The organism is Pontibacter mucosus, from assembly GCF_003054055.1.
Lineage (GTDB): Bacteria > Bacteroidota > Bacteroidia > Cytophagales > Hymenobacteraceae > Pontibacter > Pontibacter mucosus.
Window position 1 is genome coordinate 211,620 of record NZ_QBKI01000006.1, and the last position, 14,078, is coordinate 225,697.

At 45.9% G+C, this 14,078-nt stretch carries 10 protein-coding genes; 7 read left to right on the forward strand and 3 right to left on the reverse strand.

The features are described from left to right. Positions 1-196: 196 nt before the first annotated feature. A complete protein-coding gene (locus tag C8N40_RS13150; RefSeq protein ID WP_108212231.1) occupies positions 197-3,433 on the forward strand; it encodes a SusC/RagA family TonB-linked outer membrane protein in 3,237 nt (1,078 codons plus the stop codon). Positions 3,434-3,445: 12 nt separating this feature from the next. After that, positions 3,446-4,837, forward strand: a complete 1,392-nt coding sequence (locus tag C8N40_RS13155; RefSeq protein WP_108212232.1) for a SusD/RagB family nutrient-binding outer membrane lipoprotein — start codon at positions 3,446-3,448, stop codon at positions 4,835-4,837. Between the two features lie 71 nt (positions 4,838-4,908). Here C8N40_RS13155 and C8N40_RS23320 read toward each other — a convergent pair whose 3' ends face one another. Both C8N40_RS23320 and C8N40_RS23445 read right to left on the reverse strand, forming a co-directional pair. Then, positions 4,909-5,043, reverse strand: a complete 135-nt coding sequence (locus C8N40_RS23320; protein WP_281259524.1) for a hypothetical protein — start codon at positions 5,041-5,043, stop codon at positions 4,909-4,911. Between the two features lie 213 nt (positions 5,044-5,256). Then, the gene (locus C8N40_RS23445; RefSeq protein ID WP_170114104.1) at positions 5,257-5,355 is read right to left on the reverse strand and encodes a hypothetical protein; all 99 of its coding nucleotides are present in this window, start codon (positions 5,353-5,355) and stop codon (positions 5,257-5,259) included. A gap of 632 nt (positions 5,356-5,987) precedes the next feature. Here C8N40_RS23445 and C8N40_RS13170 point away from each other — a divergent pair. From C8N40_RS13170 to nagB, 3 genes are all read left to right on the forward strand, one after another. Continuing rightward, entirely contained in the window at positions 5,988-7,511 is a 1,524-nt protein-coding gene (locus C8N40_RS13170; protein WP_108212235.1) for a hypothetical protein, read from the forward strand. Positions 7,512-8,350: 839 nt separating this feature from the next. Beyond that, positions 8,351-9,418: an ROK family protein gene (locus tag C8N40_RS13175; RefSeq protein ID WP_245905113.1), complete on the forward strand. Its 1,068-nt coding sequence runs from the start codon at positions 8,351-8,353 to the stop codon at positions 9,416-9,418. 44 nt (positions 9,419-9,462) lie between these two features. Beyond that, a complete protein-coding gene (nagB, locus tag C8N40_RS13180) occupies positions 9,463-11,430 on the forward strand; it encodes a glucosamine-6-phosphate deaminase (protein WP_108212237.1) in 1,968 nt (655 codons plus the stop codon). Between the two features lie 358 nt (positions 11,431-11,788). Here nagB and C8N40_RS13185 read toward each other — a convergent pair whose 3' ends face one another. Next, on the reverse strand, positions 11,789-12,676 hold the full coding sequence (locus tag C8N40_RS13185; RefSeq protein WP_108212238.1) for a DUF3078 domain-containing protein: 888 nt from the start codon (positions 12,674-12,676) through the stop codon (positions 11,789-11,791). Positions 12,677-12,917: 241 nt separating this feature from the next. Between C8N40_RS13185 and C8N40_RS13190 the strand changes: the two genes are divergently transcribed. Beyond that, positions 12,918-13,523 (forward strand): hypothetical protein, encoded by a 606-nt coding sequence (locus C8N40_RS13190; protein ID WP_146173570.1) that lies wholly within the window; start codon positions 12,918-12,920, stop codon positions 13,521-13,523. A 76-nt stretch (positions 13,524-13,599) separates the two neighbouring features. Continuing rightward, on the forward strand, positions 13,600-14,064 hold the full coding sequence (locus C8N40_RS13195; protein ID WP_108212240.1) for a hypothetical protein: 465 nt from the start codon (positions 13,600-13,602) through the stop codon (positions 14,062-14,064). Positions 14,065-14,078 lie beyond the last annotated feature (14 nt).

A 14,078-nucleotide genomic window follows, 5' to 3' on the forward strand; every position in this document is an offset into this window, starting at 1 on the left:
CAGGCTGTCTGTTTGCTAAGCCATTGGGACTTACTCCTGCCCACAGTCCAATCTTTTCATCTAAAACAATAACGAAACCATTTTTAATGTCACAACACCTTTATTAACTACCAAATTTATCTATAGAAATTTGGCTATATAGTTAATATAAGTAAATTAGTTGGCTAATCTAAATTTTAACTAACCTAAAACACTCATGAGAAAATTATACCTGTCAACTTTACTGTTGCTGTTAGTTTGCTGGTGCGGCACGGCCCTTGCCCAGCAAGTTAACGTAAGCGGCACGGTAACAGGCGCTGATAGCGGCATTCCACTGCCCGGTGTCAGTGTTATTGTAAAGGGTACCACCACCGGGGTCACCACCTCTGCGGACGGTTCCTTCCAAATTAATGTGCCCAACCAGGAGTCGGTGCTGCTTTTCCGTTTTCTGGGCTACGAGGTGCAGGAAGCAAGGGTAGGCAACCAGCGCGTATTTAACGTGCGCCTGAACCCTGACAACAAACAGCTGCAGGAAGTGGTGGTAACCGCTTTGGGCATTGCACGAGATGAGCGCTCGCTTGGCTACGCTACCCAAGAGGTGAAAGGCGATGACCTTACCCTTACCAAAGAGCAGAACGTGCTTGGCTCTCTTTCCGGTAAAGTGGCTGGTGTGCAGATGACTGGCTCTTCCGGTTCTAGTATGGGGGGCACTCAGAAAATTCAGATCAGGGGTGTAAACTCTGTGACCGGAGGTGGACAACCTTTGATTGTAGTAGATGGAACACCAATCTCTAACGCAAACTTCGCCGGCAGAAGCGGAGCTGACTATGGTAACTTAGCTCAGGATATCAACCCGGAAGATGTTGAATCTATTAACGTGCTTAAAGGCCCAGCTGCATCTGCCCTGTATGGTATTCGTGGCCAGTATGGGGTAGTTATGATTACCACTAAAAAGGGCCAAAAGGGCCCTAAAAAGGTTGATGTGCAATTGAACTCTGCTTTCTCTGTGGAAAGAGTTGGCAACTTCATGCCGATGCAGAACATCTATGGGGGAGGTGGAGGCAACAAACAGACCTGGAACACATTGGCAAATGGCGAAAAGTATGTTGATGGCACAGACGAAAGCTGGGGACCAAAAATGGACGGCACCATGGTTCGCCACATGCACAGCTTCTATCCTCAGGACCCAATGTATGGTCAATTAGAGCCTTTTGTACCTCAGCCGGATAACATTAAAGACTTCTTTGAAACAGGATACAACCTGAACAATGGGGTAAGTATTTCCGGCGGTAACGAAAACTCCTCTTTCCGTTTAAGCTACAATAACACGCGCATTGAGGGTGTTGAGCCGAACACATGGCTGAAAAGAAATAATCTTGGCTTGAGTGCCTCACTAGATTTGAGTGACAAGATAACCGCTTCGGCTAACATCAACTATGCTAACAACGATGCGCAGCGTCCTTCACAAGGGTACTATGAAGGTTCCAGAAACTTTATGCAGTGGTTTCAGCGCAACCTGGACATGAAACGCCTGAAGAATTACAAGTATGATGACGGTACTTTCTACCACTGGAACATTGGCAGTCCAAACGCTCAAGGTGAGATCACAAACTGGCGACCATCTGACTGGAACAACCCATACTTTGAGGCTTACGAGAACCTGAATAACGACAGCCGTGATCGCTTCTTTGGCGACGTAGGTTTAACCTACCAGGTATTACCAGCTTTAAAAGTAAGTGGCTTCGTACGTTCTGATATGTTTACACAAAATATTGAAAGCAGAGTAGCAGCTGGCGGTAGAAGCCTAGATGCAGCCTACTCTGTAGCAAAATATCAGAATAGAGAAACTAACTACGAATTCTTGGCACAGTATACTAAAGACTGGAATGATTTCTCTCTAAATGTAAATGTCGGCTCTAATCTCTTCGAAAGACATTACACCTTCCTGTCGCAGGGTACTGTGGGCGGTCTGACCAGCCCAGGTTTCTATAATATTGAAGGATCCAGAGAAAGACCTAATAGCGGAAGAGAAGACTACCCTTCTTACCTATTGAGAAAGCAATTATACAGCGTTTACGGTATGGCAACAGTTGGGTACAAAGACACGTACTTTGTTGATTTCTCTTTAAGAAGAGACCACTCCTCCACCCTGCCAGACCCTTATTACTATCCATCGGTATCTGCTTCGTTCGTGTTTAGTGAATTGCTTAACTGGCAGCCATTATCCTTTGGTAAACTAAGAGCGAGCTATGCCATGGCAGGTAACGATGTAGATGTATATGCTACTTCTGTTAACTACGAAACAGGCGGTTTATACGGTAATGAGGGCGGGACCGTTAACACCTCTTATGTTCCTGATATACTCAACAACCCACTCATCAAACCATCCTTTGCTACCTCATATGAAGTAGGCGCTGAGTTAAAGTTCTTTAACCGTCGTTTAGGAGCTGATGTAACATTCTATGAACAGCGTAACGAAGATGATGTAATCAGGCTGAATGTATCCGGAGCAAGTGGCTACAGCTCCGCTTACGTAAATGCAGGTTTGATGGTAAACAAAGGCATTGAAATCGCTCTTACAGGAACACCAATTCAGACCCAAAACTTCTCCTGGGATGTAGCATTTAACGCTGCAAGAAACAGAGGCACTATAAAAAAACTTTACCCTGGTCTGGACTCCCGTGAGTTAGCATCAAACTATTATAGTGGCGTGTATATGTACCTATACTCTAATGTTGGGGAACAATTCGGCAGCATCGTAGGACAGGCCTACCAGCGCGATCCTGAAACTGGCAAAATACTGCTCGGCAGCAACAATATGCCACTGTATACTACTGCGACACATAATTTTGGTAGCGTACTACCAGATGCCACCGGTGGACTCCAGAATACTTTCCGCATTGGCAAATTTGACCTAGGCGCTATGATTGATTATCAGCTGGGTGGTCAGTTTATCAGCTGGTCTCGCATGCTGGCAGTGAAGGCTGGTCTGGCTCCTGAAACAGCCGCTATCAACGAAAATGGCAAAAATGTACGCGACCCACTAGCTGAAGGTGGTGGTGTAAAAGTTAGTGGTATCTACGGCCCAGGCGTAAAAATTGACGGCGAAGACGTTTCTGGTAAAGAATTTACTGGATTTGTAGATGCCAGAATTTACTACAGAAATACACTGGGTACCAGAATTTACGAGGAATGGATATATGATGCTTCTTATGTGAGATTAAGAGAGATTAGATTAGGTTATAGCCTGGATAAAGCCTCCTTGGGCAGCTTACCATTCCAGAAAGTTGGTATTGCATTTATTGCCCGAAACCCATTGATGATTTGGCAAAAAGCACCTGAAGGCCTGAACCCTGCAGAACTTGCAACCGGCGCATCTTCCTTCGGTTGGTTAGAAACAGGCGGTCTGAATACGGTAAGATCGTACGGGGTAAACCTGAACATTTCATTCTAAATTGACAAACTCATGAAGAAACTATATATTTTTCTATTAGCCTGTCTGTCTCTCACAAGTTGTGAGATAGACGAGGACATTAACGTGAACCCGAACAAGCCAAGTAAGGCATCTGGCGGGCAGCTATTGGCGAACTCGATGCTCAGCCTGCCCGGCTTAAGTTCTTCTACACAGGCTCAGTTTATGGCCCAGTACCTGTCGGAATTACAATATGTTGGGGCTTCTCTTTACCCAGAAGGGGCTACTAACTTTTATGGGTGGTACACCGGTCCTCTCATGAACCTTGAAACTGTTATTAACTCAGAAGAGCTAGATGGCAAAGAAGGTCCGATAGCCAATCAGAAAGCTGTGGCTAAAATTCTGAAAGCTTATTATTTCTGGAATATCACCGATCGCTGGGGCGACGTGCCATACTCTCAGGCCTTGAAAGGCAATGAGAACTTTGCACCAGCCTACGATACCCAGGAATCCATCTATAACAACTTATTTATACTTCTGGATGAGGCAAATGAGCAGATTGTATCCGGTGCTATAAGCAATGATATTGTTTATGGGGGTGACGTAGAGAAATGGAGAAAGCTTGGGAACACTGTAAGGCTACTAATGGCACTCCGAATTTCAGAAGTAAACCCAGCCAAAGGCAAAGAGGAGTTCAACAAGGCTTTGGCAGCTGGAATCATGACCTCCAATGCTGACAATTTTGTTTTCAAGCACCTGCCTGTTCAGGTCAATGAAAATTTCTGGTACTCACAAATTGGCCGTCAAAATCGTTTAACATGGTGGTCTCTGAGCGAAAACCTCGTGAACACACTAAAAGCTAATGCTGATCCCCGCCTTCCTGTTTTTGCCAATACAAACGACACACAGGAATACGCAGGTTTAAGATTTGGTTCTCCTAACGGAGGCGACCCTATCAAATACTCTACCTTGGGAGGTCAGCTCTGGAAGCAAGATGCACCTGTTTATCTGCTTACGTACGCACAGGCGTTGTTTGCAAAGGCAGAGGCTGCCAAGCGTGGCTGGATTGAAGGTGGTGATGCAGAAGCAGAAGCCAACTATAACGAAGCTATTAAACAATCTATCGCACAATGGACCGGAAGCACTACAGAAGCAGCAGATTACCTTGCAAATGCTGAAGTAGCTTATAAGCCTGACACTGCACTAGAGCAAATTGCTACACAGCGTTACATCCACTTGTTCATGCATGGCTACGAAGCATGGGCAGAGTGGCGCAGAACCGGGTACCCTAACAATTTAGTTTCTCCGGAAGGGAAAGCCGTTCCAACCAGATTAATGTATACAGCTACGGAAGCTGCCAACAACACAGCTAACTATAACGAAGCGTTAAAAAGGCAGTTCGGCGGTACCGATGGCCTCTACGGCAAAGTATGGTGGGATAAATAGCCCCTAGATCAAGTATAAATGGAAAAGCCCCCGATATCGGGGGCTTTTCCATTTATACTTGATCTAAGCAATTAATCATGAATTCTGGCTGGTTTAAAGCTGCTTGTTTGGTCCAGTAAGGTGTAGGTAGCGAGGCGCGAGAAGATCTGGGCCAGGGATCTAAGCGGGTTGCCGTGTCGGGTGTGGTCGATATCGCAGACGGTCATTAAGAATGTAGTTGACCGCCTTGATGCTGCCTCACTTGAACAGGCTTAGCTTGTAGGGTAAGGAGCAAGTTTTTCATGTTGCGCCGCACCTTAGTGACCAAGTGCAGGACTTCTCCCAGCAACTCCTCGAAAAGTGAGGTAAGTTAGCCCTTGTCGCCGTAGCGCTAGCCCTTTAGGCCGGAGAGCAGGAAGCTGAGCACCTTCGGGATATTGTCAGCCACAGGCTGGTGTAACCAAGAACCGTACCTGCAATCTGTATTTACTGATCACCAGGTGCAGCTTGAGGCCAAAGAACCAGCCTTGGCTGGCCACCTCCTCAAAGACTTTGTGGGAGTGGATGCGGCAGGAGCCTCACCGGCGGCTTCTTGGAGTTGATGTAGAAGAGACCGCTTCTTTCTGAGCGGCCTGCCAGGTAGTAGGTCAGCAGCAAGTGCACATACGGGACAGCTCGGGAGAAGTATCTTTTCAATTCGCCCAGCACCAGGCGCTCATAATAATACTGAAAGCACACAACACTTGTTTATATTATGCTTCAACTTAGAACAATCAAAAATAACACCCTATTTAAACTCATCTCTCTAAATCACAATTTATTTAACACCATCTAAGAAGTTTTTGAACAGTACTGACTAATCTAAAGCGTACTTGCTCATAAGGTTACAACATAATCTTATTCGTATAATATTTTATTATTTTTATAAAATCACTTAAAACAGTTAGTCAACTGTTATTAAATACTCATAAATACATCATTCACCCTTCTTTACAACAAAGATATCTGAAAAAAACACTCGTCAGCATTTATTTAGACATACACTTAAACAATTAAAATAATTATTTAAATATTTATAGTTACAATTAACACCAATCATTGCTATGATATTGATATGTATATACTTATAATTGAATTATAAGTATTTTCCACATCTAAAAATATTTAAATAATGAAAACATTGTACAAGATTTTGCCTGTCTTCTTTTTCTTATTTCTAATAAGCTGTAGTAAAGAAGACCATCAAGTTGAGCCTGTAAAGAGTTTAACTTCTCTCAACAAAAGTTCAAATGCAATTGCTACTTATCCATTGAATTGGGAAAACATCGACTTAATGCCTACTCCTCCTGGTACACCTTTGATTTTGGTGCCTTGGGCTTCAGGCGCATCAAGGCAATTTACCTCTGAGATAGCTAATGATTACAAATCGTCTGATGGATGGATGTTAGTTTACAATACTTTTAATACGCAACATACGCATGACAACTTGTATTTTATTCTATATAACAAATACAGAGGCCTCATACGCATGTATTATTATGTTCCAAGTAGTGCAAATTATATATCGTCAGCAAACATAATTCAAAAGTTGGCAATTGAGGGTCCATATGCCCAGAGCTCACCTATGTTGAATTTCTCAGCCCAAGAATTTGTTGATGTAAACACAAATTCGCGATTTGCCTCTTCTATAGAACAATGGCAGGTGGCACGTTCAACTTGGTATGTATTACAACATGAATTGGCATATGATGAGAATATGAGTACTCAGAGTTACTCTTCTTTTAATTTCTTTTGGCCCATAAGATCTGGACAACTTACAAACATAAGTCTAAATGGAACTGTAACAGGATCGTTGACAGGAACAGTAAGTACCCCTGGTATAGATTTTACCTTATCACCTAACTTCAGCATAGACAAAAGCAGAAACAAAAGCACGATAACTGTTAATGGGTCAAGTGATGCCGACAAACTGAAACCAACTTTTGGCAGTCAAATCATGGATGCATTGAAAAGTGCTATTATCAGCGGTGTAAAAAGTGGAGGTAGTGGAGTTGTTAGCAACTTTATTAGTGGGATATTCAAAAAGAACACAACAACAACCCCTGAAGAGAACGTAAATCTCAAAATAAAAGCAGATGTAAGTCTTACTGGTCAGTTAACTTCTGACTTTTTAATTACGTCTCCAGCCTTCTCAATTCCTGGATATAATCAGACATTTACAACAGGATTTGTCCCTGCATATAATAAACCTTTAGGAGTATTTTATTTATCATCCCGTCCTCTTGTTAGGATTAAACTTGACCATTTAGAAAACCCCGAAGGAGGAAGATTGTTAAGCGACTATAAGTTTCAACTGGATAACAGCTCATATAACATTATTTATAATCCTGAGGTGTTAAACATTGCAAGCATAACTAATGTTAATCATGAGGTTCTGATAGATGATCATTGGAGTATCGATCCTATTGAACATGGTTTGTATGAATCAGTAGATGGAAGTATATATCAAAGAATACAAACTTTTAATGGCAACTTTTTAAAGGTTGGCCGTATTACAAGTTTTGATCAAATTGACGTTGGTTACGGTCGGGAGGTAAAGGTATATGTAAGGGTCACATTTGATGTTGTCCCTAATGATGGAAGCCCTACAGTGAGAATAATTAAGACCTTTGTGGCTGATACTATAGAGATCTAACCTTAAAGCACTTAGTATCCAGCCACAGGAGTAGGCAGCCATTTATTTAATATCAATTGTCTATGCAGGGTTTCGGAGACAGAGCTGATGATGGAAGAAAAATTTACCGCGGCAATTTAATATCTCCATGTGGGGCTGCTATTCCAGCATACAAATGTACCCGGACCTGGAAGCCCAGAACAACACTGTTCACTTTAACGAGGCTGTACAGCGCCAGTTTGGCGGCACCGATGGCCTCTACGGCAAAGTATGGTGGGATAAATAAGTCCAACTTCCCCTGGTAAAAAAGGCTCTCCTGACGGAGAGCCTTTTTTATTGCCTGCAGCAGCAATCATACTTCGCGATAGCAGAGTGTATTACCTCAGCCCGCTAACACCCTTCATATTTCCACGTTTTTGAAAGTATGAAAGTATAACACAGGCTGATTCAGAGGGTGTTAAAAGTATAAGTATGGACAACAAGCTGAAAACAGAAGCATACTTGCGCACTTTATACTTTGTAAGAGGCTTTAGCCAAAGTATCAAATCTAACTATGTTAAAACATACTTTATATTTTTCCCGTTACTTATTTACTTTAGTAAAAAACTTTATAAAAGTTTTGGTCTTTCGTAAACTTTAAATACTTTTGTAACGATAGGTTTTACCGCGCTATGTGTATGAGCACCTTAACATCGCATACAGAGTATCTGGATAGTCTTAATAATGTTGAGAAGAAGAAATTCTCTCAAAAAATCAAGATAATCAGACACTTATATGTTAAGGGAGCCCGCACAAATGCCGACATTTGCTCTCGCTTCAACATCAGCTCTCCTACCTCCATGGGTTTATTAGGTGAACTCATGGCAGAGGGACTGGTGGAGAAGCAAGGGCTTGGCAAATCAGTGGGCGGCCGCAAACCTGACCTCTACGGACTCCGCAACAACTCCCTTTTTGTCCTCAGCATCGACATGAACCGCTTCAGCACACGCATGGCGATCATGGACAACAACAATAACCAGATTACCCCCATCCGCACCTACAGCTATACCTTGCCCGAGGACTTAACTGGCCTGGATACGTTCTGCGGCTGGGTGCAGGATTTAATCGAGACATCCGGCATTGACAAAGAGAAGCTGGTGGGCATTGGTGTAAGTATGCCTGGCCTGGTAGCCAGCAAGGAAGGCGATAGCCGGACCTACCTCCGCACCGACGTACTGGACGAATCGCTGCAGGAGGTGTTGAGCCGCAAGCTGGGCAAGCCGGTGTTTATACAGAATGACGTAAAAAGCGCCGCCCTGGCAGAGCTCCGTTTCGGGCAGGCCAAAGGCAGGCAGGATGTGTTGGTCATCTCCATCGATTGGGGGGTGGGTACCGGTGTGATTATGGACGGGAATTTGCGTGGCGGGGCTGCTGGCTTTGCCGGCGAGTTCGGGCACATCCCGCTCGTGGAGGACGGCACACTTTGCCACTGCGGCAAACGCGGCTGCCTCGAAACCCTGGCCTCCGGTATCGCCATGGTACGTGCCGCCCGCGAAGGTATAAAATCCGGTCAGAAGTCGTTGCTGAGCAAGCTCTCTGCCGAGGAACTGGAGCAACTGGAACCAAAACAAATCATACAGGCGGCCCAACAGGGCGATCAGTTTGCCATTAACCTGCTCTCTGAAACGGGCGTTAACCTGGGCAAAGGCATCGCCATACTGATACAGCTGTTCAACCCTGAGCTGGTTATACTTGGTGGCAACATGGCCGAAGCCGGTCAGCTGATCACCACGCCCATCCAGCAATCGATAAACACGTATTGCATGGCGCAGCTACGGGAGTCAACGAATATCGCACTGTCGGCATTAGGGCCACAGGCAAATATGATGGGTGCCACCGCTACGGTGCTGGAAAACATACTGGAGAAACAGCTGGAACAGGCCCGCTAAATGAATTAAACCGAGGTAAAACAAAGTAAAAGTATACACGCACTATGCATCTACTTAAAAAGAAAGCTGCCTATAACCCGCAGCTATCCGCTCCAAGACTAAACCTGCTGGAAGAAACTCGTTTTGAGAAGCTTCCGGTAACTGTATATCCCGATCAGCACATTGCCTCTGTGAAGGTTGCCAAGCGCATTGCCGACATCATCAGAAGCAAGCAGGAGGTTGGCGAGGCCGCCGTACTGGGCCTGGCAACCGGCGCTACCCCGGTGGGTGTGTATGCCGAGCTGGTAAGGTTGCACCGCGAGGAAGGACTGAGCTTCCGCAACGTGATCACCTTTAACCTGGACGAGTACTACCCGATGCAGCCTGACGCCGCTCAGAGCTACGTTACGTTCATGAACGAGCACCTGTTCAACCACATCGATATCGACAGGGAGAATGTGCACATCCCCGATGGCACGCTGCCAAAAGAGGAGATACACGATTACTGCCTGAGCTACGAGCGCAAGATTGAAGAAGTGGGCGGACTGGACTTCCAGATCCTGGGTATCGGCCGTACGGGTCACATCGGTTTTAACGAGCCTGGTTCTGCGCCAAACTCCGGTACACGCCTGGTTACGCTGGACGACCTGACTCGCCGCGACGCTGCCCGCGACTTTGGCGGTAAGGAGAACGTGCCCACCAAGGCCATCACCATGGGTATCGGCACCATCTTCAAAGCCCGCGAAATCATCCTGATGGCCTGGAGCCAGAAGAAAGCACCTATCATTAAGAAAGCTGTGGAAGGCGACATGTCGAGCGACGTTCCTGCGACCTACCTGCAGCTTTCCAACAGCGTGGAGTTTGTGCTGGATGAGGCTGCTGCCTCTGACCTGACCCGTTTTAACACGCCTTGGTTGGTAAAAGACTGCGTTTGGGACAAGCAGATGCAGAAAAAGGCGGTTATCTGGCTTTCCGAGAAGCTGGGCAAGCCAATCCTGAAGCTGACTGAAGAAGATTACAACAACAACGGCATGGCGCAGCTGGCCACCGAGTTTGGTCCTGCCTATAACATCAACATCGACGTCTTTAATCAGATGCAGCATACCATTACCGGCTGGCCGGGTGGTAAGCCAAAGGCCGATGATACGCAGCGTCCGGAGCGTGCCGAGCCGGCGCAGAAACGCGCTATCATCTTCTCCCCGCACCCGGACGATGACGTGATTTCCATGGGTGGTACCTTCATCCGACTGGTAGACCAGGGCCACGACGTGCATGTGGCGTACCAGACCTCCGGCAACACCGCCGTTTGGGACGATGACGTGCTGCGTTACGTGGAGTTCGCCATCGACTTTAACAGAAGCATCGGCAACGACACGGCCAAGCTGGAGAAGATTTACGATGACATGCGTGGCTTTATCGAGGAGAAGCACCCGAACCAGGTAGACACGCAGGACATCCTGAACGTGAAGGGCTTTATCCGTAAGAGCGAAGCCATTGCCGGTGCCCGTTACGCCGGTCTGGAAGACGACCACATCCACTTCATGGCCCTGCCTTTCTATGAAACAGGCAAGCACAAGAAGAACTCTGTTTCTGACAAAGACATTGAGCTGACCATGGAGCTGCTGCAGCGCGTGAAGCCGCACCAGGTATTTGCCGCCGGCGACTTTGCCGACCCGCACGGAACGCACATTGTCTGCTTCAAAATCATTGTAGATGCCCTGCAGCGCCTGAGAGACAAAGGCGAAACGTGGGTAAACGACTGCTGGCTGTGGATGTACCGCGGCGCATGGCACGAGTTCGAGACCTATGAAATCGAGATGGCTGTGCCACTGTCGCCGCAGGAGGTTATCCGCAAGCGCCAGGCAATTTTCAAGCACCAGTCACAGAAAGACACGCCGGTATTCCCGGGCGACGACTCGCGCGAGTTCTGGGTACGCGCTGAGGAACGCAACCGCGAAACCGCAGAAAGATATCATAAACTTGGCCTCGCCGATTATGAGGCCATGGAGGCATTCGTACGCTTTCACTACTAAACCACACCCTCTCTCAAGGGAAACACATAGGAAAAATTAAGGTTTTAGAGCTACGAAAAAGCCCGCTCAGTTTCTGAGCGGGCTTTAGGCTTTTTAGGAGGCTGTGGTTTATACTTTACCCGGCGCTAATACACAGAAGTGTACAAAGTATAAATACCACCCTCGCTCGCCTCCGGCGAGTGTGAGCTATAAGATGGCGTCGCGCCGCGTTTTACAAGTATAGTTACGCAGCAAGTATAAAAAATAGTAGAGCCTGAAGTATAGAGTATAAACTTAAACGGCCAGAGGCCGCGGGATGCCGCACACTCGCCGGAGGCGAGCGAGGGCTTTAGCAACTCGAGCAGCCACACGTTTATACTTACCTGGCGCTAAAGCCCTGTACTGTATAAAGTATACCCAGCCCGAGCGACTGGTTATACTGCACGGCGGCGTCCTGGTCATAGTCATACACAAAGTTGGCCATCAGGTTTACGTTGATATAGCGGTTTACCTTAGCCGCCAGCGTGGCGTTCAGCATGTGGTCAATCTTCTTCCCTTCCAGCTCTTTGTAATTGATGTAGGAGAGGTAATTGGCCTTGAAATTCAGGTTAGCCATAATGTCGCGGGTATAGGAGGCTTGCACCATGGCAGCCAGCCACTCGGTGCGCACCTGTTTGCCCTCAGGCACGCCATAGCGCTCGTTCTCCCCCACCGACTCGTCGGCCAGAAAAGTAAAACGCGGTGCAAACGGGCTCAGCCTCAGCGAGAAGTATGGGTTAGGCTTATACTCCGCACCCAGCGCAAACGTCAGGAAACCGGGCGAAAGGAAGTTAGATATCAGCCTGTCTGTCCCGTCGTCGTCTACATCATACTCATACCCTCTGGTAAACTGCGACAGAAAATTGGCCGACACAAAAGTGTTCCAGTCGGAAGAGAAGGCGTAGCCATACTTGGTGTCGAGGTAGATGCGGTCTATACTTTTGCGCCCTTCCTCATCCTTGTTTTTGATAAGGCCATACTGCAGTTGCACGGCATTGTCCCAGCTAATTTTGTCCCGCTTGTAATCGGCCCGCGCATCAAGGTTGGTGTTAAAGGCAATAGAACTGATACCGCCGGCTTTCCAATTGTCGCTAAAGGCCGATTGGTTGAGGTTGATGCCCGCCGCAAATGAGCGCCGCCACACCGTATCCGGCTCTGTAACAGTTTGGGCAAACACGCTGGGCACGCTCAGCAACAGTACAAAAAGTATAAATAGAGATCGCATCATGGGCAAGTATAAAACAATGGTTATATTTATTAATTGCTATACTTACTGATTTTAGGGAGGAAAGTTATAGGTAATTTGGCTGGCTATGTAAGCAGGAGCGCCTGGGGAATCTGAGTCTTAGCTTGATAACTGAACAAAGTATTAGTACTATAAATTAGTATTACACATTCATACATAAGTGCTGCTTGTATACAATATAAGTATAGTGGAGTTTATTCAGTGGTTAGGGCTAATAGGAATCATGAAAATAAAAGAGAGATGTATTTACTATAGGAGATTCACATTCCTTGTACTGCTGCTTGCTGGCTGCCAAACCAAAAACGCTGAAGAAAAGAAAGCTGATGAGTTTGGGAGAAAAAACGAAAGCTATGTGAGCACGCTCATGGTTCAGTATGTAGCTCCGAGTGAAAGATATGAAGTAACAGTGCCTCCACCGCCTATTGGTTGGTCTTACCTGACAGTAGGTGCAACTTACAAGGGGGACAGCTTGCGCATACTAGTAGATACTGTAAGAGAACTTGTCAGCCTTAGTGAGATGGCTGATGCACCTGTCGACTCTGCTTCTATAGCCTCACTTGTAAAAGGGAACAGCTTTTTAAAATTAAATGAAGAAGCTTTGAAAGAAGCGTATGTAATCAGACCATCTGCAAGCATTGATTCTATTAGGTCACATGGTAAAGAATATACACTTGAATACTACTTTGATGAAGAAGGCTATCAAAGAAGGCCTCTTGACTTTGCAGAGCAAGCGTATCTGATTGATGCTCTTTCTGATTGGGGATTACTAATTTGGCAGGACGACATGATGGGTCTTTACCGTGTGAAAGAACCACCTTCAGAATTGTGATATAATAGAACTACAAGTATTAACGTACCCTAAAGCTTGCATTGTCCCAGCACATCAGCGGCAATTTATATAAGAAATGAAAACCTCAATGATAGCATTCATAACAGCGTTACTTTGCTTTAGCATAGCAGAAGATGCACTAGCATTAAATCCTATAGAAAAAGCAGAAAGCATGACCTATAAGGAGAAGTTGTTAGTAGCAAAAACCAGCTATCCATTTACAAGGTGGAGAAAGTCTTTCAGGCATGGGCTGAAGCAATACACAAAAGATAACTGTGAGAAGTCGAAGCAGGTATTCGATGATTTTATTGGAGGTCTGATTGCTATCGGAGAGCATGCTCCTAAAGAAGAAAAGATTAAGCTTTTTAAAACGGCTATACTTTCTTTAAATGACCTGAATAATAAAGTACCAGGTCTAATAGAGACAGGAGAAAGAGAAGAGCTATGTGCTCTGATAGACCGAATTACAGTTGCTGCAGGCCTGGATCCTAAAGAGTTTGCTGGTGGTGAAGGAATAGCTGATGAATGGAGAGAAGGGTAAAAACAACCACTAAC

Coding starts and splice junctions, on each gene's coding strand:
- C8N40_RS13190 (WP_146173570.1), top strand. CDS start 12,918: ATGAAAATAAAAGAGAGATGTATTTACTATAGGAGATTCACATTCCTT.
- C8N40_RS13155 (WP_108212232.1), top strand. CDS start 3,446: ATGAAGAAACTATATATTTTTCTATTAGCCTGTCTGTCTCTCACAAGT.
- C8N40_RS23320 (WP_281259524.1), bottom strand. CDS start 5,043: ATGACCGTCTGCGATATCGACCACACCCGACACGGCAACCCGCTTAGA.
- C8N40_RS13170 (WP_108212235.1), top strand. CDS start 5,988: ATGAAAACATTGTACAAGATTTTGCCTGTCTTCTTTTTCTTATTTCTA.
- C8N40_RS13195 (WP_108212240.1), top strand. CDS start 13,600: ATGAAAACCTCAATGATAGCATTCATAACAGCGTTACTTTGCTTTAGC.
- C8N40_RS13185 (WP_108212238.1), bottom strand. CDS start 12,676: ATGATGCGATCTCTATTTATACTTTTTGTACTGTTGCTGAGCGTGCCC.
- C8N40_RS13150 (WP_108212231.1), top strand. CDS start 197: ATGAGAAAATTATACCTGTCAACTTTACTGTTGCTGTTAGTTTGCTGG.
- C8N40_RS13175 (WP_245905113.1), top strand. CDS start 8,351: ATGGCAGAGGGACTGGTGGAGAAGCAAGGGCTTGGCAAATCAGTGGGC.
- nagB (WP_108212237.1), top strand. CDS start 9,463: ATGCATCTACTTAAAAAGAAAGCTGCCTATAACCCGCAGCTATCCGCT.